Below are 23,916 nucleotides of genomic sequence, written 5' to 3'. Positions count from 1 at the left end.
AAAAGCCCCGGGTGCGCAATCACACCCGGGGCCAGGCGAGAGGCGTCGTCTTTTTTGGGGGTTGGGCGCCTCAAAAAGCGGCGGTCACGCGCATGATGACGCTGCGGCCGGTGCCGGGGAGCCGCTGACCGACGCCGACGTCGCTGTTGGCGACGCGGTTGAAGCCGCCGAGCTGCTGCTCGTAGCTGTCGTCGAAGAGGTTGTTGACCGCGAGCTGCACGTTCGCGCCCTGGGTGACCTGCAATCTGCCGCCCAGGTTCACGATGGCGTGGCCGGGCGTGCGCGGATCCTCGGTGCTCGGGTCGTTGTTGGTCTGGGAGATGCGGTCCTTGTCGGCGGCCAGATCCGTGCCGACGAAGGCGCTCCAGCCGCTTTGCGCATAGGTGAAGCGCAGGTTCCCCTGCGCGGGCGGCACGCGGTAGACGTTGTCGTCGATGTCGGTGCGCTCCGCGCGGGTGAGCGACACCTGCCCGTCCATGCGCAGGTTCTCGGTGAAGCGGTAGCCGAAGTCGACGTCGAAGCCGTAGAACTCCGCGCCCGTGTTGCTGTAGATCAGCGGCGTGGCATCGCCGTTGGCGTTGCTGACGCGCTCCACGTCGCTGTCGATCGTGTTCGGCGTGTCGTCGAAGGGCGTGCCGGTGATGAAGTCGTCGACATCCCGGTAGAAGACGCGCGGGCGGAAATAGACGCTGCTCGTGGTCCAGTCCGCGCCCAGGCCGACCTCGTGCGCCACCTCGGGGTCGAGGCCGACCCGCCCGACGTAGTTGTTGCCGTCGGCGAGACCAGCGGTGGCCTCGATGGGCAGCCAGGCGAAGCGCTCGATGTAGGAGGGGGAGCGCGTCTTGCGCCCGCCTTCCAGGCGCAGCGTAACGCTGTCGCTGACATCGTAGGCCACCTTGGCGACCCAGTCGACGAGGGTGTCGCTCGTGTCGCGGTCGCCGCCGTTGAAGTCGTCCACCAGCCGCTGCACCGGCGGCGCGCCCGGGGCGCTGCCCGTGGCGACGCGGCTGGCGTCCATCTCCACCTGCGTCACACGCGCGCCCAGCTCGACGTTCAGGTCGCGCGTCACCTCGGCGTCCCACTCGCCGAAGACGCTGTAGCGGTCGCGGTCGATGTCCTCGAAGTTCTGGACGAAGAAGGCGGCGTTGCGCGGGTTGAAGATGTTCATCTCGTGCCCGGCCAGGTGGCCGTCCACGCCGAGCTTCAGCGATCCCAGACCGATGCCGCGTTCTAGGCCGAGCGACCAGCCGATGCCGGTGCTCTGGGCGTTGACGCGGCGCGGATTGGCGTTGCCGAGCGCGCGCAGCGTCACGTTGTCCATCTGGTGGTCGATGTCGGAGTAGGACAGTTCCGCCGTCACCGTGCCGAGCCCGGTTTCGCCGGTGTAGTCGGCCGACAGGATGTTCGTGTCGAAGAAGCGGATGTCCATCGGCAGCGCGGGGTTGCCGGTGTCGTCGGTTTCGTGGTGGCGAACGTTGAACGACAGTTCGTGCCCCGGCGCCAGGCGCACGCCGTAGCCGCCGCCGACCATGGTGCGCTCGTGCTCGCTGGCCTGGATCTCGCCGCCGGGGAATTCGATGTCGCCGCCCGTGCTGCCGCTGGTCATGGCGTGGACGCGGTGGCGGTCGCTCGCCGCCTCGACGAAGCCGGAGCCGCTGCCCGAATCCTCGGCCGTTCGGAGTTCGCCGTTGACCTCGGCGCCCACGCGGATTTCCCCGCCGGCGGCGAAGCTGCTTTCCTTGAGCTTGGCGTTGACCGAGCCGCCGATGCTCTCGGCGCCGGTGCTCACCGACGCCATGCCGCGATCCGCCTCGACCGTGTCGATCAGGCCCGAGGGCGCGTAGTGCAGCGGCGGGTCCATCCAGTTCGGCCCGCCCGGGTTCACGTAGGTGCCGTCCACGCGCACGTTCATGCGCGGCCCGAACATGCCGCGGTGCTGCACCTGCCCGCTGATGGGGCCGTTGTCGTTGACGCTGTAGCCGGGCTGGCGTTCGACGAGGTCGGCCGAATCGACGCCCGAGGTTGTGGTTTCCGCGGGATCGACCGTGAGCGTCTCCGCCGGCCCCGGCGCCATGATGGGCGTCCCCTCGACCGCGATCGTGCCCAGGGTTTCCGTCCCGTCCGCCGTCTGCGCCGGCGCGACGTGCGGCAGCGCGAGGGCGCCGGCGAGTGCGCCCACCCCTGCCAGGCGGCGCGCCCGCCGCGATGCCGTGTGCTGAATCATGCTTGAGCCCCGTCCCCCGATTTGCGACACCCGTGTTGCGAATGATTCGCAGGTCCGGTGGATCGAAAGCGCCCGAACACAACCAGCGCCCGAACCTTCCACCGTTGGAACCTTTCGTGTTAGGCAAGACGCGTCAAGCGACAGATCGTCACACGGGCTGGAAACACACCAGCGGCGCGCGGGATGACGCGGCCGGTCGAAAGGCGATACCGCGATGAAGCGGCACGGAAACGGATCGAATCCGACGGACCACACCCCCGGCATGCTTGACGCACGCCGGGACCAGGGATAGGGCTGCCGACATGTTACGATATAACATCATTGGCGTCACCGGCCTCGCCGCGGGGCTGCTGGCGGGCACCGCCAGCGCCGAAACCGGCAAGGTCGGCGTGGAGCTGAACAAGCTGGAGGCCGTCGACGGCGGCTGCCGCGCCTACATGGTGTTCGACAACGCCAGCGGGCACGCCTTCGACGCCTACACGCTCGACCTCGTCATCTTCGACAGCCGGGACGTGATCGCGAAGCGGCTGGCCGTGCGCACCCGAGGGCTTCGCGCGGACAAGACCACGGTGAAGCTGTTCGACATCCAGGGTGTGGCCTGCGGCGACGTCGGGCGCATCCTGCTCAACCGCGTGCGCGACTGCCAGCCGGCGGGCGACGCCACGGTGGACTGCACGGCCCTGACGGCCACCAGCTCGCGCACGGACGCGGCCTTCGTGAAATAGGCCCCTGCGGGAAACGGACCGGCGCCCCCGGCGCCGAGCAGAGGATGTCAGCCATGCAGACGGATTCCCAGGGCATCCTGGACACCCTGCTGTCGCTGGCGCAGGCCGGCGGCCCGGTGGTGGTGATCCTGGTGGCGCTCTCGGTGATCGCGCTGGCGGTCACGCTCGCCAAGGCGTACCAGCTCTGGCGCGCCCGCCCCGACCCCGACGGCACGGTGGAGGCGGCGCTCAACGACCACCGGCGCGGGGCGACGGCGCACGCCCTCAACCGCCTGAACGCGGGGCGCGGGGCGCTCGCGCCCATCCTGGCGCGGGCGCTGGCGGGGCTTCGCGGCGGCGCGGGCGACCGGGCGAGCCTGCGCGAGGAGATCGAGCGCGAGGCCGGTCAGCTCATGGAGGAGCTGCGCTCGCACCTGCGCGTGCTGGAGATCATCGCCGCCGTCAGCCCGCTGCTCGGCCTGCTGGGCACGGTGCTGGGCATGATCGAGGCATTCCAGCAGATGGAGGCCGCGGGCAGCCGCGTGGACCCGGCCGTGCTCTCCGGCGGCATCTGGGAGGCCCTGCTGACCACCGCCGTCGGGCTGGCCGTGGCGATCCCGACGCTAATGGCCTTCACCTGGCTGGAGCGTCAGGTCGAGCGCATCACCCACCACGCCGAGGACGCCATCACCCGCGTGTTCACCGCCGAGGCGAGCGCCCATGCCGTCCCCGAGCCAGCACCGGCCGTCCAGGCTGCGGAATAGGCGCCGCCGCCGCGCGAGCGTGAGCCTGACGCCGCTGATCGACGTCGTCTTCATCCTGCTGGTCTTCTTCATGCTGGCGTCCAGCTTCCAGAGCTGGCGCAGCATCGCCATGGAGCCGCCGGTGGAGCGCGGCGGCGGGGGCGACGGATCCCCGGCCGTGCTCGTGCGGCTGCTGCCCGGCGGCGGGCTGGACCTGAACGGCCGGCGCGTCGACGAGGCCACGCTGCGCCAGCGCCTGACCGGCTATGCCGAGCGGCCGGAACCGCCGCGCGTGCTGATCGAGCCGCGCCCGGGTGTGTCCTTGCAGCGCGCGGTGGGCGTCATCGACCTCGTGGAGGCCGCGGGGCTGAAGCGCACGCGCCTGTTGCGCGCGGAGGGCGGGTCATGAAGCTGCGCCAGCCCCAACGCCGCGAGCGCCCGGAGAACGTGACGCCGCTCATCAACGTCGTCTTCCTGTTGCTGATTTTCTTCATGATGGCCGGGCAACTCTCGCGCAGCGATCCCTTCCCGCTCAGCCCGCCGTCCTCGGCCAGCGAGCGTGAACCGGCGAAGGACCCGGCGACGCTCTATGTGGCCGCCGACGGGCGCATTTCCGTGGGCGGGCAGACGGTGAAGCTGGCCGGGCTCGCCGACGCCGTGGCCGAGGCGCGTGGGGCCGAGGCGCGTGGGGCCGACACCGGCCGCCTGCGCCTCAAGGCCGACGCGCGCGCCGACGCCGCCCGTGTGGTCGCCGTCATGGATCGCCTGCGCGAGGCGGGTGTCGAGCGTATCGACATGCTCACGGTCCGCGGCGGGGGCTGAGGCATGCGTTTGCGGACCCGGCATCTCGCCGCCGCCGCCGGCGGGGCACTGCTGTTGCACGCCGCCGCGGCGGCGATCGTCGCGTGGGCCAACCGCGCGCCGCAAATGCCCTCGCCGGGCGGCGGTGGCGGCGGCGCCACGATCTCGGTGGGCAGCGGCCCCGCGAGCGCCAGCGCCGCGCCGGCGGCCGATGCGGCCGTGGCGGACGCGGTCGAGTCCGCGCCGCAGACGGCGAAGGCCGTCGGGCCGACGGACGCGGCCAACGCCGCGCAGGCGGAAACCGCCGAGCCCGTCGAGACGGCGGACACGGCCGAGACGCAGGCGCCGTCGACGACCAGCACGCCCACGGAAACCGTGGAAACCGCGCAGGCCGTCGAGCCGGAAACGGCCACGGCCGAGGCTGTGCAACCGGAAACGGCGCAACCATCCGCCGACACGGCGGCAACCGTGGACACGGCTCAGCCCACCGAAACGACGACGGTCGAGACGGCCGAGGCCGCTCCGGCGGTCGAGACGCCCGAGGCCGCCCCGGCGGACGCGGTCGCGCCCGAAGCCGCGCAGCAGGCGCAAACAGCCGAAACCGTCGAGACCGCCGAACCCGCCGAAACCGCCAGCACGGTGGAACCAACCACCACGACGGCCACGGCCTCCGTGCCCGACGCCCCCACCACGAAGCCCAGCCGCCCCGACACGCCGACAGCCGAAACGGCGGACGCGGCGCCCGAGGCCCCGACCGCGAAGCCCGAGCAAACCACCGCCGAACCGCCGGAGCGCGTCGAGGCCGCCGACGCCGAGCCCGAAACCGCCACCACCCCCGAGCCGGCAGAACAGGCCACCGAGCCGGTCGAGCGGCCGGAGACGCAAACGGCCACCAGCGCACCCGCCGAGGGCGATACGGCCGCCGAGACCACTGGCGAGCAGGGCAGCGCGCCATCGACCACGAGCGGCGGGTCCGGTCAGTCCGCCGGCTCGGGCCGGCAAGGGGCGTCGAGCGGCGGTCCGGGCGGCGGCGCGCCGGACAGCTACCTGGGCACGCTCCAGCAGCGGCTCCTGGCGAACAAGACCTACCCGCGCACCGCCCGGCGGCGCGAGCTGGAGGGCACGGTCAAGATCGCCTTCGAGATCGCCCGCGACGGCGAGCTGCTGAGCCTGGAGATCGTGTCCGGCTCCGGCCACGGCGTGCTGGACCGCGCGGCCCGGCGCATGGTGCGCCAGGCCGCGCCCTTCCCCGCCTTTCCCGACAGCATGACGCGCGAGCGCTTTCGGCTGGTCGTGCCCGTGGGCTACGCGCTACGCTGAGCGTTCGAACGCTCGCGCTTGACGCGCGCGGCGCGATCCCACATGCCCCTGACAGCCCACACCGACCGCCCGGCCGCACACGGTGTACGCGGGGCGCGGCGGCGAACCGCAGGGCATGATGAGCCCGGATCGGACGGATCCGGGCTCAGCCATCATGCCCGCACATGAACGACAAGAGCGCGATGCGGCGCGTCGGCTGATCCCGCGTCGTCCCATCGCGCTCTTCTCTCGCAGCCATCAGCGCAAGGATCGAAGCCTCATGGACGAACATCAGCAGCGCGACCTCGCCGCGCAACGCATCCTGGAAGCCATGCAGAGCGCCATCGACGAGGGCGCCTCCTCCGAGGTCGTGAAGCTCGTCACGCTCTCCGCCGCGGTGACCAACTTCGTCAGCGACTACGGCGAGGAAGCCACCGCCAACATCGTCGAATCCCTGCCGGACAAGATCCGCAACGGCGCCTTCACGCGCCAGGAGTCCGGCGGCAACGGCGAGGCCGGCGACGCCGAGACCGGCGACGAGCAGGCCAACGACAGCTGACGTTTTTTGCGCGCGCCGGCCCGTTCCACCGGCGCGCGCTTTCGCTCCCTGTCCTTCCCGCGCCGGGCGACAGGGCACGCGCATTCGGCGGCGCGTCGCTTTTCAGCAGACAGACAGTCCCGGACAGCCCAGCGGTCCGCGCCCAGCGGCGTGGTGCGGCATGCGGACAAAAAAAGCCGCCAGATCGGGTGATCTGGCGGCAAGTTGAACAGGGAGGCTTCACGTCTGGGAGACGTAGGACCCGAAGGCCCTTCCCGGGCTAAACCCGGAACCGGAACCGGCTCCGCACCGGACCGTTCGCACCATCGCTGCCGCGCACCGATGTCTGACCGGGAAAATATGGTTTTGCGCTTCTGAGAGAAGAGGGATTGTTTCACGGGTGCTATGAAAGCGCCGCATAGCTTGCCGCGCCGCACCCACAACCCGTGCGTGCTTTGTCGCCCAAAAAATCCCGCCGTCGCCGGGCTTCGCAGGCCCGAGCGCCGCGGAAGATCGGGGACTGTAACACGAGGCTCACACGTGCGCTAGCGGCTTGTCGAGCGATCCGGCGGGATGTCGGCGCCGGCCAGTGTCCAGCCCGGCCGCCCGAGCACTGACACCCCTGCGGCGACGTCAGAATCGCGAGCGGGCGACCTGGCGCAGCAGGAAGTCGCGGAACACCTGGATGCGCTTGGAGTTGCGCATCTCCTCGGGATAGACGAAATAGGCGTCGAGCTGCGGCCCCTCCAGCTCGGGCAGCACCTGCACGAAGTCGCTGGAGCCCTGAACCATGTATTCGGGCAGCGAGCCGATGCCCACGCCGTCCTCGATGGCCTGCATGATGCCGTAGATGTTGTTCACCGTCATGCAGGGCCGGCGCAGGTTGCCGTCGCTGCGCCCCGCCCGCAGGGGCCAGTTGATGTCCGGCACCGGCGGCCGCAACTCGTCGCCGTAGACGACGATGCGGTGGTTATCCAGATCCTCGGCGTTGCGCGGCATGCCGTTGCGCTGGATGTAGGCCGGCGAGGCGTAAAGCTGCATGTGCACCGTCAGCAGGTGGCGCTGGATCAGGTCGCCCTGGCGCGGCGGCGACAGGCGCACGGCCACGTCCGCCTCGCGCATGGACAGGTCCAGCTCGCGGTCGACGAGCAGCAGGTGCGTCTCGATGTCCGGGTACAGATCCAGGAACTCACGCATGCGCCCGGCCAGCCAGGTGGAGCCGAAAGCGACCGTGGTGGTGATGCGCAGCGGCCCGCGCGGGCGGTCCTTGCTCTCCCGAATCTGCGCCTCGGTCATGGCGAGCTTGCCGAAGACGTCGTGCGCCGTCCGGTAGAGCAGCTCGCCCTGCTCGGTGAGGATGAGTCCGCGCGCGTGCCGGTGGAAGAGCGGCACGCGCAGGGACTCCTCAAGCCCGGAAATCTGGCGGCTGACCGCCGACTGGCTGAGGTTCAGCAGATCGCCGGCGTGGGTGAAGCTGCCGGCCTCGGCCACGGCGTGAAACACGCGCAGCTTGTCCCAGTCCATCAGCGTCGGGCTGGGGCCGATCTGCCCACGCTGGCCCTGCGCCGCCGCCTCGCCGCCACCGGCCGCGCGCGATCCGCGTGTCTTCGCCTGTCCCGATCTGGGCATGAGCCGTGTCCGTGCCTCTGTCTCACCCTACTCCGCGGCTTCCAGCTCGGCGACGGCCTGCTCGGCCAGGAAGCGCTCGGCCTCCAGCGCGGCCATGCAGCCCATGCCCGCCGCCGTAACCGCCTGCCGGTACACCTTATCGCGAACGTCGCCGGCCGCGAAGACGCCGGGCACGTTCGTCTTCGTCGAATCCGGCGCGGTGAGGATGTAGCCCTCGTCGTCCATGTCGAGCTTGCCCTGGAACAGGCGTGTCGCCGGGTCGTGGCCGATGGCGACGAAGAGCCCCGCCACCGGCAGGTCCTGCGTCTCGCCGGTGTGGACGTGCTTGACGCGCACGCCGGTTACGCCCGGCGGGTTGTCCCGACCCAACACCTCATCGACGACATGGTTCCAGCAGAACGCGATCTTGTCGTTGTGGAACAGGCGCTGCTGCATGATGTGCTCGGCGCGAAGCTGGTCGCGCCGATGGATCAGCGTCACCTTTTCCGCGAAGTTGGTGAGGAAGAGCGCCTCTTCGGCCGCGGTGTTGCCGCCGCCGACCACGGCGACGTGCTGGCCCTTGTAGAAGAAGCCGTCGCAGGTGGCGCAGGCGGAAACGCCGAAGCCCTGGTACTTGGACTCGCTCTCCAGCCCCAGCCAGCGCGCCTGCGCGCCCGTGGCGATCACCAGGGTCTCGCCCCAGTAGGTCGTGCCGGAATCGCCCTCGGCGCGCACCGGCCGCTGCGAGACATCCACGTCGGTGATCGTGTCGAAGATGATCTCGGTGCCGACGTTGCGGGCCTGCTGCTCCATCTGCTGCATCAGCCACGGGCCCTGGATGGGGTCGGCGAAACCGGGATAGTTCTCCACGTCCGTCGTGATCGACATCTGGCCGCCGGGCTGCATGCCTTGCACCAGCACGGGCTGCAGGTTCGCGCGCGCCGCGTAGATCGCGGCGGTGTAGCCGGCCGGCCCGGCGCCGATGATGAGAACCCTGGTGTGCCGCTCGGACGCCATCGTGTCTCTCCGTTGTGCGTGCCCGTGGCACGCGGGATTCCGTCGTGGGTGGCCGGCTGGAAGATAGGTGTGCGCGGACGCGTGCGCAACGCACGCCGGATCATGCGGATGCGCCTCACGGTCGCAGCACGGCCGCGTTGACGCCGAGCGGCGTTCGCCATATGTCAGCCTGACATATGGCAGGCTGCCACACCATCGCCGCCCGGCGGTGGCGGGCGGCGAAGCGGCGGCACGGCGATGAACACGCGCACCCTGTGCCTGGGCGTCCTCACCCTGGGCGACGCCACGGGCTACGACATCACCAAGCGCTTCGAGCGCAGCTTCAAGCACTTCATGGCGGTCAGCCAGGCGGCGATCTACCCGGCCCTGCGCGACCTCAACGCGGAGGGGCTCGTCACCTGCACGCGCGTCGAGCAGGAAGACCGCCCGGCGCGCAAGGTCTACAGCATCACGGACGCCGGGCGGCGGGCGCTGACGGACGCGCTGGTCGCCACGCCGCCGCGCCACGACGTGCGCTCCGACTTCATCGCGCTGGTCTTCTTCGGCCACCTCCTGCCCCAGGACAAGCTGGTGGCGACGCTGGACCAGCAGCTGGAGGACTTCGAAACCCGCATCGCCACCTGCCGGGCCTGGCTCGCCGACGGCCACGGCCACGACATGCCCGCGGGCATGCGCTTCGCCGCCGGCTTCGGCATCACCGTGCTCTCGGCCGCCTGCGCCTACATCCGCGAGAACCGTCACATGCTGGAACACCCGGCGGCCCCCCGGCCGGAGGACGCCGCGGAATGAAACGGCCGCTCGTCCTCGCCGCCCTGCTCACGCTCGCCCTCGCCGGCTGGATGGCGAGCGGGCTGCTGCGCGCCGACAAGACCGACGGCTCGGCGACCACCGCGCCGGCCGAGGACGCCGAAACCGACGCGACGCGCGTGCAGGTGCGGACGATGACCGCCGAGCCCGTCACCCGCCGCATCGTGATCGAGGGCGAGGCGGAGCCACACCGCACCGTGACCGTGCGCGCGGAAACCTCGGGCCGCGCGGTCGAGCTGCCCGTGGAAAAGGGCACGCGCGTCGCCGAGGGCGAGCTGCTGGCCCGGCTGGCCATGAAGGACCGCCGCGCCCGCCTGGAGGAGGCCAAAGCGCTGGTCGCCCAGCGCGAGAGCGAGTACCAGGCCGCCCAGCAACTCGAAGCGCGCGGCTTCCAGTCCAAGAACCGCCGCAAGGAGGCCGAAGCCGCGCTCGCCGCCGCGCGGGCGCGCCTCGCCGCGATCCGCGAGGAAATCGCCGACACCACGATCGAGGCGCCCTTCGGCGGCATGCTGGCCGAGCGCCCGGTGGAGATGGGCCAGCTCGTCAGCAGCGGCGGCGAGGTCGCCCGCATCATCGATTCCACCCCGCTTGAGGTGGTGATCCACGTCCCGCAGCAGAAAATCCGCAGCGTGGAGGTCGGCACGCCGGTGGAGGTCGCGTTCATCACCGGCGACAGCGCGCAGGGCGTGGTCAGCTTCGTCGCCGCCTCGGCCAACAGCCAGACGCGCACCTACCGCGTCGAGGTCCAGGTTCCCAACGACGACAACGCCTTCCGCGCCGGCATGAGCGCCGAGGTGCGCGTGCCCATCGGGACCGAGCGGGCGCACCGCATCTCCCCCGCCATCCTCAGCCTCAACACCGCCGGCGAACTGGGCGTGAAGACGGTCACCGGCGAGGACACCGTCGCCTTCAACCCCGTGGAGATCGTGCGCGCGGAAACCGACGGCGCCTGGGTCGTCGGCCTGCCCGAGGAAGCCCGCGTCATCACCGTCGGCCAGGGCTTCGTGCGCGACGGCGAGCGGGTCGAGGTCGTCCCCGCCGACAGCCCCGACGCCGTGCCCAGCGACGGCGCCGTGCCGGTTCCGCCGGCCGCGCGCGGCCTCGGCAGCGATCCGCAGGGCTGAGCCGGAGGCCGAGCCATGCGCGCGCTGATCGACGCCGCCTTCGCCCACACCCGAACCGTGCTGCTGGTGTTCGCCGCGCTGGTGGCCGCGGGCGCCTACGCCTACGTCAGCATTCCCAAGGAGGCGGAGCCGGACGTCACCATCCCGACGATCCACGTCTCCATCCTGCACGAGGGCATCTCGCCGGAGGACGCCGAGCGCCTGCTCATCCGCCCCATGGAGCAGGAGCTTCAAGGGATCGAGGGCCTCGACGAGCTGAGCGCGCAGGCGGCGCAGGGCTACGCCTCGCTGACGCTGGAGTTCGAGGCCAGCTTCGACAGCGATCAGGCGTTGCAGGACGTGCGCGAAAAGGTCGACATCGCCAAGGCAGAGCTGCCGCCCGATGCGGAAGAGCCCGTCATCCGCGAGGTTAACGTCGCGCTCTTCCCGGTGCTGACGGCGGTGCTCTCGGGGGGCGTGCCCGAACGCACGCTGCTGGAGCTGGCCCGCGACACCAAGGACCGCCTGGAAAGCCTGGAAGGCGTGCTGGAGGTGGAGATCGCGGGCGACCGCGAGGACGTGGCCGAGGTGATCGTGGACCCCACGGTCATGCAGACCTACGACCTCTCCTACGACGAAATCCTCCGGCGCGTGCAGAACAACAACCGGTTGGTCGCGGCCGGCGACATCGACACCGGCACGGGCCGCATGGTCATCAAGGTGCCGGGGCTGGTGGAGGACGTCAGCGACGTTCTCACCCTGCCGCTGACGGTGGACGGCGACCGCGTCGTCACCATCCGCGACATCGCCACCGTCCGGCGCACCTACAAGGACCCCACGGGCTTCGCCCGCGCCGACGGCCAGCCCGCCGTGGCGCTGGAGATCACCAAGCGCGTCGGCGCCAACATCATCGAAACCGTGGAAAACGCGCGCGCGGTGGTGGAGCGCAGCCAGGAGCGCTGGCCCGAGGGCGTGCGCGTTTCCTACACCCAGGACAAGTCCGAGCGCGTGCGCTCGATGCTCGGCGACCTGGAGAACAACGTCGTCACCGCCGTGGTGCTGGTGATGATCGTGGTCGTGGCGGCGCTGGGCCCGCGCTCCTCGCTGCTGGTGGGGCTGGCCATCCCCGGCGCCTTCCTCACCGGCATCCTGGCCATCGACATGATGGGCTTCACGCTGAACATCGTCGTCCTGTTCAGCCTCATCATGGTCGTCGGCATCCTCGTGGACGGCGCCATCGTCGTCGCCGAGCTGGCCGACCGGAACCGCGGCGAGGGCTATGGCCAGCGCGAGTCCTATTCGCGCGCGGCCAAGCGCATGTTCTGGCCCATCACCTCGGGCGTGGCGACGACGCTGGCGGTGTTCTTCCCGCTGCTGTGGTGGCCGGGCATCGTCGGCGAGTTCATGCAGTACCTGCCCATCAGCGTGATCCTGACGCTGACGGCCTCGCTGGCGATGGCACTGATCGTCGTGCCGGTGCTGGGCGGCGTGCTCGGCGGCCAGCGCGGCACGGCCACCGACGCCCAGGCGCTCGCCGCCGCCGAGGGCGGCAACCTCGCCGATCTGCGTGGCATGAGCGGGGTGTACGTGCGCCTGCTGCGCTGGTGTACACGCCACGCGCTCGTGACCCTTGTGGCCGTGCTGGCCGTGGTCATCGCCGCGTACGCGGCGTACGCCAAGCTGGGCCGCGGGATCGAGCTGTTCCCCGACGTCGAGCCCGAGTTCGCACAGATCCAGGTGCAGGCGCGCGGCAACCTGTCGATCCACGAACGCGACCGCCTAGTGCGCGCGGTCGAGCGCCACGTGCTCGACGAGCCGGCGATCGACATGGTGTACGCGCGCTCGATCGGGGAAACGCAGCGGCTGCAGAACCTGCCCCAGGACGCCGTCGGCTTCATCCAGCTGGAGTTCGCGGACTGGCAGCTGCGCCCGCCGGCCGACGCGGTCCTGGGCGACATCCGCGAGCAGATCGCCGGCATCCCCGGCATCAAGGTGCAGGTCCGCGAGGCCCAGCCCGGCCCGGGCCAGGGCAAGCCCATCCAGATGGAGGTAACGGCCGCCGAACGCGACGATCTCGCCCCCGCGACCGAGCGCATCCGCGCGATCATGCGCGATCTGGGCGGCTTCGTGGACGTCTCGGACTCGCGCTCGCCGCCCGGCGTGGAGTGGCGCCTGGCGCTGGATCGCGGGCAGGCCGCGCGCTTCGGCGCCGACGTGACACAGCTCGGCCAAGCCGTGCAGATGGTGACCAACGGCGTGCGCGTGGCCGAGTACCAGCCCGACGACACCGACGAGGAGGTCGACATCCGGGTGCGCTACCCCTTCGGCGAGCGCAGCCTGGACCAGCTCGACCAGCTCAAGGTGCCCACCGCGCTGGGCCAGATTCCCATCACCAACTTCATCGAGCTGCAACCCGCGCCCAAGACGGGCACGATCGAGCGCGTGGACGCCGAGCGCGTCATCGAGATCGGCACGGACGTCGCCCAAGGGCGGCTGGTGGACACCCAGGTCAAGCGCCTCCAGGCCGCGCTGGCCGACGCCGAGCTGCCGCCGGGCGTCGAGGTCGCCTTCAAGGGCGAGAACGAGGACATCCAGGAAACGATGAATTTCCTGGTGATGGCCTTCGCCGTCGCCGTCTTCCTGATGTTCATCCTGCTGGTGACGCAGTTCAACTCGATCTACCAGGCGCTGCTGGTGATGAGCGCCATCGTGCTGTCCACCGGCGGCGTGCTCATCGGGCTCTTGATCCGCGGCGAACCTTTCGGCGTCGTGATGGCCGGCATCGGGGTGATCGCGCTCGCGGGCATCGTGGTGAACAACAACATCGTGCTGATCGACACCTACAACGACCTGCGCCGCCGCGCCGGGCTCGACGCCGTGGAAGCCGCGCTGCGTACGGGTGCACAACGCCTTCGGCCCGTGCTGTTGACCACGGTGACCACCGTGCTCGGCCTGCTGCCCATGGTGCTGGCGCTCAACGTCGACCTGATCGGCCGCGAGCTGGCCTTCGGCGCGCCCTCGACGCAGTGGTGGACGCAGCTCGCCGCCGCCATCGCGGGCGGGCTGACCTTCGCCACGGTGCTGACGCTGGTGTTCACCCCCGCGCTGCTGGTGCTGGGCGAGCGCACGGCCGCCGCCCTGCGCGCGGGCGCGGCACGGCTGCGCGGGGCCCTGGGGGCGTAGGCCGGTGAACACGCCCACGCACCTGCTGGTCGGGCTGGCCGTGGCCGGGCGCGTGCGCGACGACGGACGGAACCTCGGGGCGCTGGCGGGGGCGTTCGCCCCAGACGCCGCGCTGTTCGTGTTGTTCGGCTGGGCGAAACTCGTCCAGGGCGTGCCCGACGGCGTCATCTTCGACGAGCTGTACTGGACGCCCGGCTGGCAGATCCCGCTGGCGGTGAGCAATTCGGTGGTGGTCTGGGGCGCGCTGGGCCTGCTCGCGCTGTGGCTGCGGCGCGGCTGGCTGATCGCGTTCGTGCTGGCGGGGCTGGTGCACCTGGGCTGCGACTTCGCCCTGCACCACGGCGACGCCTACCCGCACCTCTGGCCGCTGAGCGACTGGCGCTTCCAGAGCCCCGTGTCCTACTGGAACCCGGCGCATCACGGCGAGATCGTCCAGCCGCTGGAACTTGCGCTGGCGTTCGGCTTGGCCGTGTGGCTGGCCCGTCGCCATCAACAGCCCTGGCTGCGCACGGGATTGGCGATGGCTGTAGTCGCCTTCGGCGCGGGCTTGGGCTACTGGGCGTGGGTGTTCTGATCCCCGTTACCGGGCGCGAATGGCGGCGAAATCCCCGCCCTCGGGCACCGCGCCGTGCTTGATGGCGTGCTCGGCGATCTTGCGCATGGCCGTGGGCAGGCCCGCGTCGGCGAGGCGGTCGAGCGGCCACCACTGGCCGTCGCCGGGATCGGTGCCGGCCGGCACCGCGCCCGCCCAGACGGTGATCTCGAAGGCGAAGTGCGTGAAGCCGTGGCGCACGCGGCCGGGCAGCTCGCGCCACTGGGCATTCGCCGGCGCGTGGGGTCGCGCCGAGTCCGCGTCCCAGCCCGCCTCGGTCCAGTCGGTCGAGGGCACTTCCAGCATGCCCCCGAGCATGCCTTTCTGCGGCCGGCGGCGCAGAAGCACGCAGCCGTCGTCGCGCACCGTCCAGAAGGCGACGCAGCGCTTGGTTGGGCGCGGCTTCTTGGCCGCCTTCGCGGGCAGGCGTTCGGCCGTGCCGGCCGCGCGCGCGGCACAGTGCTCGGCCAGCGGGCACAGCATGCACTTGGGCGAGGCCGGCACGCAGATGGTCGCGCCCAGATCCATCATGCCCTGGGCGAAATCACCCGGCCGGTCCTCGGGCACCAGGAACCGCAGGTGCTCGCGCAGCGTCTCCTTGGCGCCGGGCAGCTCGGCGCGCACGTCGAACAGCCGCGCCACCACGCGCTCCAGGTTGCCGTCCAGCGGCGCGGCGGGTTGGTCGAAGGCGATGGCGGCGATGGCCGCGCCCGTGTAGGGGCCGATGCCCGGCAGCTTGCGCAGCTCCTTTTCCGTGCCGGGAAAGACGCCGCCGTATTGCTCGCTCACCACCCTGGCGCAGGCGTGCAGATTGCGGGCGCGCGCGTAGTAGCCCAGCCCCGCCCAGGCCGCGAGCACCGCGTCCTGCGGTGCGGCGGCGAGGTCGTGCACCGTGGGCCAGCGCACCAGGAAGTCGTGGAAGTAGGGCGCGGCGGCCTGCACGCTGGTCTGCTGGAGCATCACCTCCGACAGCCAGACGTGATACGGGTCGGGGCGCACGCCCGGCGGGGCGCGCCACGGCAGCCGCCGCCCCTGGCGGTCGTACCAGGCGAGGACGCGGTTCGCTGGTGTATCGGGCCGCGCGGGCGTGTCCGAATGCGGGCTTGCGCCGTCCGCCATGCGACGGGGTATCCTTTCAGCGATGTCCGATACCAAGTCGTCGAAGGATGGTGCCAACGCCCGCGGCGTCAACGATCGCCGCCGCGGGACGCTGCGCGCTCTGGCCCCGGAAGTGCAGCGCGTCGCCCGCAGCAAGCTGGGCAAGCACAGCCTCGCCGAGGCCAGCCTGCTGACGGAATGGCCCTCGGTCGTGGGCGCGGACATCGCGCGCATGGCCGTGCCGCGCGGCATCCGCTTTCCCAACCGCAACCAGCGCCGCGAGGGCACGCTGGAGCTGCGCGTCGCCGCCGCGCACGCCACGCGCCTGAAGCACCAGGAGCCGCTGGTGGTGGAGCGCGTGAACGCCTTCTTCGGTTACAAGGCGGTGGCTTCGCTGCGCCTGCTGCACGACGGCCGCCTGGACCGCAAGGCCGCCCAAGACCGCGCAACCGAGCAGGCCACCGAGCGGGATACGGCCGAGGCCGCCACATCCTCGCCCGAAACCGAGCGCAGGGTCACGCAGCAGGTCGAGCACGTCGCCGACCCGGAGCTGCGCGAAGCGCTCGCCCGCCTGGGACGGACGCTCGGTGGCGGCGATTGATCCCGGCCCCCGCTGCCCGCATCCTGCGCGCGACACGAACCTGGGGACATGCACGATGAAGCTTCGCACCGCGACGATCGCGAGCGTTCTCGCCCTCCTCGCCGCGCTGGCGCTGGCGCCCGGCCAGCCCGCCCGGGCGCAGAGCGCGCAGAACCACGCCGAGCACGGCCGCGTCATGGGCGATCCGGACGCGCCGATCACGATTGTCGAGTTCGCCTCGCTGACCTGCCCGCACTGCGCGCACTTCCACCGCGACACCCTGCCCAAGCTCAAGGAGAACTGGATCGAGCCGGGCAAGGCGAAGCTGATCTACCGGCACTATCCCCTCGACCGGCCGGCGCTGCGCGCGGCCATGGCCGCCAACTGCTTCGAGGGTGACCGCTTTTTCGCCGTGCTGGAGATGATGTTCGACAGCCAGGCCAAGTGGGCGCGCGCACAGGAGCCGACGAAGGCGCTCGGCCGCATCGCGGGCATGGCCGGGATGGACAAGGGCACCTTCGAGTCCTGCGTCAACGACGACGCCGAGGCCGAGTCCATCGTTCAGCAGCAGCTTCAGGCGCGGAAGGAAATCGGCATTCAGTCGACGCCCACCTTCCTGATCGACGGCGAAAAGCTGGCCGGCAACCAGCCCTACGACAAGTTCGTCGAGGCGCTGGAGGCGGCGCAGTAAACCCGCGAACGCTTCCACGGCAGGGATGAATCCGGCGTGCACTTCACGCGGCTGCGCCTCCGCGGCTTCAAGTCCTTCGTGGACCCCACCGAGGTGCCCATCGAGCCCGGCCTGACCGGGATCGTCGGGCCCAACGGCTGCGGCAAGTCCAACATCGTCGAGGCCTTGCGCTGGGTCATGGGCGAGACCTCCGCCAAGCGGGTGCGCGGCGGGGAGATGGACGACGTCATCTTCGCCGGATCGCGCGCGCGGCCGCAGCACACCTGGGCGGAAGTCGCCCTCACCCTGGACAACCGGGACGGCACCGCGCCCGCGCGCTTCAACGACGCGGGCGAGCTGGAGGTCACGCGCCGGATCGAGCGCGAGAAGGGCTCCACCTACCGCGTCAACGGCGCGGAAACGCGGGCGCGCGACGTCCAGCTGCTGTTCGCGGACCAGGCCACGGGTGCGGGCGCGACGGCGCTGGTGAGCCAGGGCCGCGTCACCCACGTCATCCACGCCAAGCCCAGCGAGCGCCGCCAGCTGCTGGAGGAAGCGGCCGGGATCACGGGGCTGCACACCCGCCGGCGCGAGGCCGAGCAGCGCCTGCGCACCGCCGAACAGAACCTGGAGCGCCTGGACGACCGCCTGGACACCCAGGAAGCCCAGCTCACGGGCCTGGAGCGCGAGGCCCGCCGTGCCCGGCGCTACCGCTGGCTGTCGCGGCTGGTGCGTCGGCACGAGGCCATCCTGCTCCACCTCGACGCCGTGGCCGCGCAGCGCGCCCTCGCCCAGGCCCGCCAGCAGCACGAAGACGCCGAGGAACGCGTCGCCGAGGCCGAGCGCCGCGCCGCCGCCGCCAGCACGGAGCAGGCGAACGCCCAGGCCGCCCTGCCGGAGCTGCGGCAGGCCGAACAGGACGCGGCCAGCGAGGTCTCGCGGCTGACGCGCGAGCGCGACGGCCTCGCCCACGAGGAAAAGCGCGTCGCCCAGGAGGCCCAGCGCGTGCGCGACCGCCTGGACCAGATCACCCGCGACCGCAAACACGCGCAGACGCGAGCCGACGACGCCCGCGCCGCCATGGAGCGCCTGGAAACCGAGGACGGCGACCTGGCCGCCGCCATGGAGGGCGAGCGGGACGCCCGCGCGAGCGCCCAGGAAGCGCGGGACGCCGCCCAGCGCGAGGTCGAGGACGCCGAACGCGCGGTCAACCAGCTCACCGAGCGCATCGCCGAGCAGACCGCCAAGGCCAAGAGCCTGGACGACCGCCTGGCCGAGGTGCGCAAGCGCCGGGACAAGCTCCAGCGCGACGCCGACACCGTCGCGCGCCAGGAGGCCGAGCTGGACGCGCCCGACGACGCCGCGGTCGCCCAAGCCGCCGAGCGCGTGACTGCCGGGGAACAGGCGCTGGAAGCGGCGCAGGCGGAGGCCGAGGCGGCGGAACGCGCGCTGGCCGAGACCCGCGAGGCCGACGAAGCGGCGCAGACCGCGCTGCGCGAGGCCGAATCGGCCCGCGACCGCCTGACGGCCGAGATCGACGCCCTGCGCCGCGTGGCCGAGCCCCAACAGGAGGCCGGCGGCGACCACCCGCCGGTGCTGGACTCCGTCGCGGCCGAGCCCGGCGCGGAAACAGCGCTCGCCGCCGCGCTGGGCGACGCGCTGCAAACGCCTGTGGCCGCGGACGCCCCCGTGCGCTGGACCGAGCTGCCGCCGCTGGACGCGCCGCCGCCGCTGCCGGCGGGAACGACCTGCCTCGCCGACCTCGTCACCGCGCCGCCGGCGCTGCACCGGCGGCTGGCATGCGCGGGCGTGGTGGCCGACCGCGAAACCGGCGCCGCTTTGCAAGCACGGCTCGCGCCCGGACAGGTGCTGGTCAGCCGCGACGGCGACTGCTGGCGCTGGGACGGCTACACCGCCGACGCCGCCGCCGAAGCCCCCGCCGCCGCCGAACGCCTGCGCCAGCGCAACCGGCTGGCCGAGCTGCGCGGGCAGCTTCCCGACGCGGAACACGCCGTGGAGCAGGCCCGCGCCCGGCGCCAGGAAGCCTCGGACGCCGCCAAGGCCGCCCGGGAACGCGATGCCGCGGCGCGCAAGGCGGTGCGCGACGCGGAGACGGAGCTGCGCGCCGCCCGCGACGACCACGCCAAGCGCGAAAAGGCCGCCGCCGACGCCCGCTCGCGCCTGGACGCCCTGCGCGAGCAGGCCGAGCGCCTCGCCACCGAGATCGCGGAGCAGGACCGCGCCATCGAAGAGGTCGAGGCCGAGCGCGCGAACCTGCCGGACCTCTCCGCCGAGCGCGACCGCCTGGACGAGCTGCGCCGGGACCTCGCCGGCAAGCGTGAAACCCTCACGGCCAGGCAGCGCGAGCTGGACGAGCACGACCGCGCGGCCCGCCAGCGCGCCGAGCGCCGCCGCCAGATCGCGGACGAGCTGGCCTCCTGGCGCCAGCGCGCGGAAAGCGCCAGCAGCCACCTGGGCGAGCTGGAAACCCGGCGCGAGGAAGCCGAGCGCGAGCTGGAAACCCTACAGGCGCGACCGGAAGAACTGCACCAGCGCCGCTCGGACCTGAGCGAGGCCATTCAGGCGGCCGAGCGCACGCGCAAAGAAGCCGCCGACGCGCTGGCGCGCGGCGAAAAACGCCAGGCCGAGGCCGACAAGGCGCTCAAGGCGGAACAGGACGCCCTCGCCAAGGTGCGCGAGGACCGCGTGCGCGCCGAGGACGGCGTGGACCGCGCCCGCGAGGGGCTGGAGGCCGTGCAGGCGCGCATCCGCGAGCGCCTCGGCTGCGAGCCCGACGGCGTGCTCCAGCAGGCGGGCGTCGACCCGCGCACGGAAACCCTGCCCGAGCGCGAGCGCGCCCGCGAGGTGATGGAGCGCCTGGGCCGGGCGCGCGACAACCTGGGCGCGGTCAACCTGCGCGCCGAGGCCGAAGCCGACGAGCTGCGCGCGCACGTGGAGACGATGCGCGCCGAGCGCGCCGACCTCACGGCGGCCATCGACCGCCTGCGCGAGGGCGTGGACGCCATCGAGCGCGAGGGCCGGCGGCGGCTGCAAAGCGCCTTCGACGACGTCAACGCGCGATTCGGCGAGCTGTTCGGCCGGCTGTTCGGCGGCGGCCGCGCCCACCTCGAACTGACCGAGGCGGAGGACCTGCTCACCGCCGGGGTGGAGGTCATGGCCTCGCCGCCCGGCAAGCGGCTGCAGACGATGTCGCTGCTCTCCGGCGGCGAGCAGACGCTGACCGCGCTGGCGCTCTTGTTCGCGGTTTTCCTGACCAATGCGGCGCCCGTGTGCGTGCTGGACGAGGTGGACGCGCCCCTGGACGACGCCAACGTCGACCGCTTCTGCACCCTCGTCACCGAGCTGGCGGAGCGCGGCGAGAGCCGCTTCCTCGTGGTCACGCACCACCGCATGACGATGAGCCGCATGGACCGGCTGGTGGGCGTCACGATGCCCGAGGACGGGGTTTCACGGGTCGTTGCCGTTGATCTGAACCAAGCCGAAGCCTACGCCCAGACCGGCTAAGGCCCCCGAAGTTTCGGGCAAGTCCCCGTTTTGTGGGGATTTTTGCGCCGCCGCGCGTGCTTGACACGCCAAAAGGCCGCCCGTATTTTCCGCCACGCCTTGCGCGGCCGGGGGGCGCGACGCGCCATGTCCCACAAACCGGACCGGGATAACGGAACCGACACGGGTCCGGTCCGCTCGCGGGATCTGGACAAGCGCATCGCCGCCGCGAAGGAACGGCAGCACGGGGGACCCCGAGGGAAGCGCGGCAATCTGGCCAGCAGCGGGATCGGCTTCGGCTTCCGTCTGGTGTCCGAGTTGGTCTCGGCGCTGGCGGTGGGCGTGGCCATCGGGCTCGGGCTCGACAAATGGCTCGGGACGATGCCGCTGTTCCTGATCGTCTTCTTCGTCCTCGGCGCCACGGCTGCCTTCATGAACGTCATCCGGCTGGCGAACGCCTACGACAAGGCGCGGCAGCAGGGCGACGCCGACCCAGAGGCGGACGGCGGCGCCCGCGCGGGCCGGTCGCCCGCCGGCCGGGCAACCGGCGACCCCCTGGCCGACGGCTCGCCCGCCGGCCAGGCGAGCGGCGACGACGAGGGATCATCCGAAGCTCCGGACACCCAGGGCGGGGGCTTCGATCACAGGCGCGACCAGGAGGGGTGACCGTGGCGGACGCGCATGCCGCGACCAACGGCGGAGCCGAGAGCGGGGGCGGCCTTTCGCTGCATCCGCTGAGCCAGTTCGAGCTCAAGACCTACGTCCCCATCCACATCGGCGACCTGAATCTCTCCTTCACCAACTCGTCGCTGTGGATGCTCATCGCCGTCGCGATCATCTTCGCGCTGATGGCCCTGCCGACGCGCGGGCGCGCTTACGTGCCCGGCCGCGTCCAGGCCGTCGCGGAGATGCTCTACGACGCGACCGCGAACATGCTCTACCAGGCCACCGGGCGCGACGGCCGGCCCTACTTTCCGCTGGTCTTCACGCTCTTCACCTTCCTGCTGGTCGGCAACCTGCAGGGCATGATTCCCGGGGCGTTCACCTTCACCAGTCACATCATCGTCACCTTCGGGCTGGCGATCGCGGTCTTCATCGGCACCACAGTCATCGGCTTCGCGCGCCACGGGGTGGGCTTCTTCAAGTTCTTCATGCCCGAAGGCGCGCCGGTCTGGACCGCGCCGCTGCTCGTGCTGATCGAGCTGATCTCCTACATCTCGCGGCCCATCAGCCTGTCGCTGCGTCTGTTCGCGAACATGCTGGTCGGCCACACGATGCTGAAGGTGCTCGGTGGCTTCGTCTTCGCGCTGGGCGTGGCCGGCGTGATTCCCCTGGCCGCGCAGGTCGCGGTCACCGCGCTGGAGTTCCTGATCGCCGTGTTGCAGGCGTATGTCTTCGCCATCCTGTCCTGCATCTACCTCGGCGACGCGCTGCACCTCCACTGATCGTCACCCGGAGCGAGCGGGATCGGCCCTGCGGCCCGGCCCCGCGCGGCTCCATCCGTCAAGCATGAGGAACAAACGCCATGGAGATTGAAGCTGCGAAACTCATCGGCGCCGGGCTCGCTGCGATCGGCGTTATCGGTGCCGGCATCGGTGTCGGCAATCTGTGGGCGAGCTACTACGACGCCCTGGCCCGCAACCCGCAGGCCAAGAACGACATCGGCGCGACCATCTGGATCGGCTTCGCCGTCACGGAAGCCATCGCGCTGTACGCCCTGATCGTCGCGCTCATCATCCTGTTCGCGTTCTAAGCAGCCACGCGAACACGAAACGTGCGCGAGACCGAGACCGCCGGGCCGGGTCCGGCCACCCCACGCGCCGCAGCCGGGACATCCTCTGCGGCGCGTGGCGCGTGTCAGCCCGGCTCGGGCGGTTTCCTTCCGATCCCAGCGGCCGGGCGAGCCGGCCTGGCAGGGTAGCGGGGAGTCACCATGCCCCAGTTCAACCCGGAATGGTTCGCGAGCCAGATCTTCTGGCTGGTGATCTCGTTCACGCTGCTGTACCTTCTGATGAGCCGCATCGCGCTGCCGCGCATGCAGGAGATCGTCGAGGGCCGCGAGCACAAGATCCAAGAGGATCTGAACAAGGCCGAGAGCCTTCGCGACGAGGCCCGCGAGATCAATCAGGCCTACGAGGAGCAGCTCCGGGAGGCCCGCGGGGAAGCGCAGAAGCTCCTGCGCGAGACCAGCGAGGCCATCAGCAAGGAACACGCCGAGCGCCACGCCGAGTTCGGCAAGGAGCTCGAGCAAAAGGTTCAGGAGGCCGAGGAGCGCATCGAGCGCGCCAAGGCCGAGGCCCTGGAGAACGTCGAGGATGTCGCGGCCGGGCTGGCGCAGGACGCCACCTCGCGGCTGATCGGCAGCAACGTGGGCGACGCCCACGCCAAGAAGGCGGTCCAGAGCTCTGTTGAGAGGGCGGGCTGATGCTGGCGAGCGCCGAATTCTGGGTTCTGATCTCGTTCCTCATCCTGCTCGCGATGGGCCTGTACTGGGGGCTGCGCCCGACCCTCGGCATGCTGGACAAGCGCGCCGAACGCGTGCGCCAGCAGATCCGCGAGGCCGAGGAGCTCCGCGAGGAAGCGCAGCGGGAACTGGCGGAGGCCAAGCGCACCCAGCGCGAGGCCAAGCGCGACGCGGAAGAGATCGTCGAGCACGCCCGCACCGAGGCGCAGCGCCTGCGGGAGCGCTCGGAAGCCGAGTTGAAGGAACAGCTCGCCCGCCGCGAGCGCCTGACGATGCAGCGCATCGAGCAGACCGAGCGCGAGGCCCTGGAAGAGGTTCGCGCCCGCATCGCCGAAGTCGCCGTGAACGCGACCGAGCGGCTGTGCCGCGACAACATGACGGACAAGCGCGGCAGCGAGCTGGTCGACGCCGCCATTCAGGACGTCGGCAAGCGGCTGCACAGCTAATCCGGCGCGGTCGGGCGCACACCTGCCCCCATCATCAAGGCCACCGGCCCCGTCCCCGTGGACGCGCGGCTGGTGGCCTTTTTCGTCCGGGGCCCGTTACACGCGACATCGCCATCACCCGACCACGGGTGAACGTGCCAAAGCGTCCGGCGGCGGTGTGACGTGGCTGCATGCCTGGATCGAAAAGCTTGCGATCCACAGGCCCGGCGGCCTGCCCCACATCTCGGGTTCCAAGCCCGCGATGGAGGAGACCGATGGCCGCCCGCATCAACGCTCGCACACAAACCGACGCCGCCGCCACCGCGCGGCCGATCGGCAGCATCGTCGACCAGATGAACACCGCCTTCGCCGGCCCCACGTGGACGCCGCGGAGCGAGGCGCGCCGGGACGGTGAGCCGCGCGAGCGCGTGATGTTCAACGGCCTGAGCAACACCCTGCGCGACCTGGGGTGGAGCGCCGGGGCCCTGGCCGGCCGCCTGCCCCAGGCCCGCCGCAAGCGCGGCTGACCGATTCGACTCGGCCTCCGTCAGCCGGA

General features: G+C 71.4%; 23 protein-coding genes. 19 read left to right on the top strand and 4 right to left on the bottom strand.

Going from position 1 to position 23,916, the window contains the following annotated elements; translation table 11 throughout:
• Positions 1 to 70: 70 nt before the first annotated feature.
• Positions 71 to 2,224, bottom strand: a complete 2,154-nt coding sequence (locus tag BLQ43_RS00300; RefSeq protein ID WP_176758442.1) for a TonB-dependent receptor — start codon at positions 2,222 to 2,224, stop codon at positions 71 to 73.
• Between the two features lie 302 nt (positions 2,225 to 2,526).
• Here BLQ43_RS00300 and BLQ43_RS00295 point away from each other — a divergent pair, with 302 nt between their 5' ends.
• The 6 genes from BLQ43_RS00295 (at position 2,527) to BLQ43_RS00270 (ending at position 6,330) form a co-directional block, all read left to right on the top strand.
• The gene (locus BLQ43_RS00295; RefSeq protein ID WP_090018129.1) at positions 2,527 to 2,949 is read left to right on the top strand and encodes a hypothetical protein; all 423 of its coding nucleotides are present in this window, start codon (positions 2,527 to 2,529) and stop codon (positions 2,947 to 2,949) included.
• A gap of 53 nt (positions 2,950 to 3,002) precedes the next feature.
• Positions 3,003 to 3,692: a MotA/TolQ/ExbB proton channel family protein gene (locus BLQ43_RS00290; RefSeq protein WP_090018128.1), complete on the top strand. Its 690-nt coding sequence runs from the start codon at positions 3,003 to 3,005 to the stop codon at positions 3,690 to 3,692.
• A gap of 19 nt (positions 3,693 to 3,711) precedes the next feature.
• Positions 3,712 to 4,080 (top strand): ExbD/TolR family protein, encoded by a 369-nt coding sequence (locus BLQ43_RS00285; protein WP_218119066.1) that lies wholly within the window; start codon positions 3,712 to 3,714, stop codon positions 4,078 to 4,080.
• A complete protein-coding gene (locus BLQ43_RS00280) occupies positions 4,077 to 4,493 on the top strand; it encodes an ExbD/TolR family protein (RefSeq protein WP_090018126.1) in 417 nt (138 codons plus the stop codon). Before BLQ43_RS00285 ends, BLQ43_RS00280 begins: the two co-directional genes overlap by 4 nt.
• A gap of 3 nt (positions 4,494 to 4,496) precedes the next feature.
• The gene (locus BLQ43_RS00275; RefSeq protein ID WP_090018125.1) at positions 4,497 to 5,792 is read left to right on the top strand and encodes an energy transducer TonB; all 1,296 of its coding nucleotides are present in this window, start codon (positions 4,497 to 4,499) and stop codon (positions 5,790 to 5,792) included.
• A 259-nt stretch (positions 5,793 to 6,051) separates the two neighbouring features.
• Positions 6,052 to 6,330, top strand: coding sequence for a hypothetical protein (locus BLQ43_RS00270; protein ID WP_090018124.1), 279 nt, complete (start codon positions 6,052 to 6,054; stop codon positions 6,328 to 6,330).
• Positions 6,331 to 6,942: 612 nt separating this feature from the next.
• On the opposite strand, the gene BLQ43_RS00265 is transcribed toward BLQ43_RS00270, so the two are convergent.
• Both BLQ43_RS00265 and trxB read right to left on the bottom strand, forming a co-directional pair.
• Positions 6,943 to 7,833 carry a LysR family transcriptional regulator gene (locus tag BLQ43_RS00265; RefSeq protein ID WP_090018123.1) on the bottom strand — a complete coding sequence of 297 codons (891 nt, stop codon included), beginning with the start codon at positions 7,831 to 7,833 and terminating at the stop codon, positions 6,943 to 6,945.
• 132 nt (positions 7,834 to 7,965) lie between these two features.
• Positions 7,966 to 8,934, bottom strand: a complete 969-nt coding sequence (gene trxB / locus BLQ43_RS00260) for a thioredoxin-disulfide reductase (protein ID WP_090018122.1) — start codon at positions 8,932 to 8,934, stop codon at positions 7,966 to 7,968.
• 237 nt (positions 8,935 to 9,171) lie between these two features.
• Between trxB and BLQ43_RS00255 the strand changes: the two genes are divergently transcribed.
• From BLQ43_RS00255 to BLQ43_RS00240, 4 genes are read left to right on the top strand one after another with little or no spacing between them, the layout of a single operon-like run.
• Positions 9,172 to 9,723, top strand: a complete 552-nt coding sequence (locus BLQ43_RS00255) for a PadR family transcriptional regulator (RefSeq protein WP_090018121.1) — start codon at positions 9,172 to 9,174, stop codon at positions 9,721 to 9,723.
• The gene (locus BLQ43_RS00250; protein WP_090018120.1) at positions 9,720 to 10,865 is read left to right on the top strand and encodes an efflux RND transporter periplasmic adaptor subunit; all 1,146 of its coding nucleotides are present in this window, start codon (positions 9,720 to 9,722) and stop codon (positions 10,863 to 10,865) included. The genes BLQ43_RS00255 and BLQ43_RS00250 overlap by 4 nt, the downstream gene beginning before the upstream one ends.
• Positions 10,866 to 10,880: 15 nt before the next feature.
• Positions 10,881 to 14,027 (top strand): efflux RND transporter permease subunit, encoded by a 3,147-nt coding sequence (locus BLQ43_RS00245; RefSeq protein WP_090018119.1) that lies wholly within the window; start codon positions 10,881 to 10,883, stop codon positions 14,025 to 14,027.
• Between the two features lie 4 nt (positions 14,028 to 14,031).
• On the top strand, positions 14,032 to 14,601 hold the full coding sequence (locus BLQ43_RS00240; RefSeq protein ID WP_090018118.1) for a hypothetical protein: 570 nt from the start codon (positions 14,032 to 14,034) through the stop codon (positions 14,599 to 14,601).
• Positions 14,602 to 14,607: 6 nt separating this feature from the next.
• Here the strand turns inward: BLQ43_RS00240 and mutY are convergent, their stop codons facing one another.
• Complete coding sequence (gene mutY / locus BLQ43_RS00235; protein ID WP_090018117.1) at positions 14,608 to 15,738, bottom strand: A/G-specific adenine glycosylase; 1,131 nt, start codon at positions 15,736 to 15,738, stop codon at positions 14,608 to 14,610.
• A 22-nt stretch (positions 15,739 to 15,760) separates the two neighbouring features.
• Between mutY and BLQ43_RS00230 the strand changes: the two genes are divergently transcribed.
• From BLQ43_RS00230 to BLQ43_RS00190, 9 genes are all read left to right on the top strand, one after another.
• Positions 15,761 to 16,318, top strand: coding sequence for a DUF721 domain-containing protein (locus BLQ43_RS00230; RefSeq protein ID WP_176758441.1), 558 nt, complete (start codon positions 15,761 to 15,763; stop codon positions 16,316 to 16,318).
• Between the two features lie 55 nt (positions 16,319 to 16,373).
• Positions 16,374 to 16,988: a DsbA family protein gene (locus tag BLQ43_RS00225; protein WP_090018115.1), complete on the top strand. Its 615-nt coding sequence runs from the start codon at positions 16,374 to 16,376 to the stop codon at positions 16,986 to 16,988.
• 36 nt (positions 16,989 to 17,024) lie between these two features.
• Positions 17,025 to 20,492: a chromosome segregation protein SMC gene (gene smc / locus BLQ43_RS00220; RefSeq protein WP_090018114.1), complete on the top strand. Its 3,468-nt coding sequence runs from the start codon at positions 17,025 to 17,027 to the stop codon at positions 20,490 to 20,492.
• Between the two features lie 126 nt (positions 20,493 to 20,618).
• Complete coding sequence (locus BLQ43_RS14775) at positions 20,619 to 21,137, top strand: AtpZ/AtpI family protein (protein ID WP_090018618.1); 519 nt, start codon at positions 20,619 to 20,621, stop codon at positions 21,135 to 21,137.
• Positions 21,138 to 21,196: 59 nt separating this feature from the next.
• On the top strand, positions 21,197 to 21,916 hold the full coding sequence (locus tag BLQ43_RS00210; protein WP_437123464.1) for a F0F1 ATP synthase subunit A: 720 nt from the start codon (positions 21,197 to 21,199) through the stop codon (positions 21,914 to 21,916).
• An 80-nt stretch (positions 21,917 to 21,996) separates the two neighbouring features.
• Positions 21,997 to 22,224 carry an ATP synthase F0 subunit C gene (atpE, locus tag BLQ43_RS00205; RefSeq protein ID WP_090018112.1) on the top strand — a complete coding sequence of 76 codons (228 nt, stop codon included), beginning with the start codon at positions 21,997 to 21,999 and terminating at the stop codon, positions 22,222 to 22,224.
• A gap of 180 nt (positions 22,225 to 22,404) precedes the next feature.
• Positions 22,405 to 22,896: a F0F1 ATP synthase subunit B family protein gene (locus tag BLQ43_RS00200; RefSeq protein ID WP_090018111.1), complete on the top strand. Its 492-nt coding sequence runs from the start codon at positions 22,405 to 22,407 to the stop codon at positions 22,894 to 22,896.
• On the top strand, positions 22,896 to 23,381 hold the full coding sequence (locus BLQ43_RS00195) for a F0F1 ATP synthase subunit B family protein (protein WP_090018110.1): 486 nt from the start codon (positions 22,896 to 22,898) through the stop codon (positions 23,379 to 23,381). Before BLQ43_RS00200 ends, BLQ43_RS00195 begins: the two co-directional genes overlap by 1 nt.
• Before the next feature lie 254 nt (positions 23,382 to 23,635).
• Positions 23,636 to 23,887, top strand: coding sequence for a hypothetical protein (locus tag BLQ43_RS00190; RefSeq protein ID WP_090018109.1), 252 nt, complete (start codon positions 23,636 to 23,638; stop codon positions 23,885 to 23,887).
• Positions 23,888 to 23,916 lie beyond the last annotated feature (29 nt).

This window comes from Limimonas halophila (assembly GCF_900100655.1).
Classification (GTDB): domain Bacteria; phylum Pseudomonadota; class Alphaproteobacteria; order Kiloniellales; family Rhodovibrionaceae; genus Limimonas; species Limimonas halophila.
The sequence above is the reverse complement of the archived record's forward strand: the minus strand, read 5'-3'. Positions and strand labels throughout refer to the sequence as shown.

Coding starts and splice junctions, on each gene's coding strand:
- BLQ43_RS14775 (WP_090018618.1), top strand. CDS start 20,619: ATGTCCCACAAACCGGACCGGGATAACGGAACCGACACGGGTCCGGTC.
- BLQ43_RS00275 (WP_090018125.1), top strand. CDS start 4,497: ATGCGTTTGCGGACCCGGCATCTCGCCGCCGCCGCCGGCGGGGCACTG.
- BLQ43_RS00230 (WP_176758441.1), top strand. CDS start 15,761: ATGTCCGATACCAAGTCGTCGAAGGATGGTGCCAACGCCCGCGGCGTC.
- atpE (WP_090018112.1), top strand. CDS start 21,997: ATGGAGATTGAAGCTGCGAAACTCATCGGCGCCGGGCTCGCTGCGATC.
- trxB (WP_090018122.1), bottom strand. CDS start 8,934: ATGGCGTCCGAGCGGCACACCAGGGTTCTCATCATCGGCGCCGGGCCG.
- BLQ43_RS00195 (WP_090018110.1), top strand. CDS start 22,896: ATGCTGGCGAGCGCCGAATTCTGGGTTCTGATCTCGTTCCTCATCCTG.
- BLQ43_RS00225 (WP_090018115.1), top strand. CDS start 16,374: ATGAAGCTTCGCACCGCGACGATCGCGAGCGTTCTCGCCCTCCTCGCC.
- BLQ43_RS00245 (WP_090018119.1), top strand. CDS start 10,881: ATGCGCGCGCTGATCGACGCCGCCTTCGCCCACACCCGAACCGTGCTG.
- BLQ43_RS00290 (WP_090018128.1), top strand. CDS start 3,003: ATGCAGACGGATTCCCAGGGCATCCTGGACACCCTGCTGTCGCTGGCG.
- BLQ43_RS00280 (WP_090018126.1), top strand. CDS start 4,077: ATGAAGCTGCGCCAGCCCCAACGCCGCGAGCGCCCGGAGAACGTGACG.
- mutY (WP_090018117.1), bottom strand. CDS start 15,738: ATGGCGGACGGCGCAAGCCCGCATTCGGACACGCCCGCGCGGCCCGAT.
- BLQ43_RS00200 (WP_090018111.1), top strand. CDS start 22,405: ATGCCCCAGTTCAACCCGGAATGGTTCGCGAGCCAGATCTTCTGGCTG.
- BLQ43_RS00300 (WP_176758442.1), bottom strand. CDS start 2,224: ATGATTCAGCACACGGCATCGCGGCGGGCGCGCCGCCTGGCAGGGGTG.
- BLQ43_RS00190 (WP_090018109.1), top strand. CDS start 23,636: ATGGCCGCCCGCATCAACGCTCGCACACAAACCGACGCCGCCGCCACC.
- BLQ43_RS00270 (WP_090018124.1), top strand. CDS start 6,052: ATGGACGAACATCAGCAGCGCGACCTCGCCGCGCAACGCATCCTGGAA.
- BLQ43_RS00255 (WP_090018121.1), top strand. CDS start 9,172: ATGAACACGCGCACCCTGTGCCTGGGCGTCCTCACCCTGGGCGACGCC.
- BLQ43_RS00250 (WP_090018120.1), top strand. CDS start 9,720: ATGAAACGGCCGCTCGTCCTCGCCGCCCTGCTCACGCTCGCCCTCGCC.
- BLQ43_RS00265 (WP_090018123.1), bottom strand. CDS start 7,833: ATGGACTGGGACAAGCTGCGCGTGTTTCACGCCGTGGCCGAGGCCGGC.
- BLQ43_RS00295 (WP_090018129.1), top strand. CDS start 2,527: ATGTTACGATATAACATCATTGGCGTCACCGGCCTCGCCGCGGGGCTG.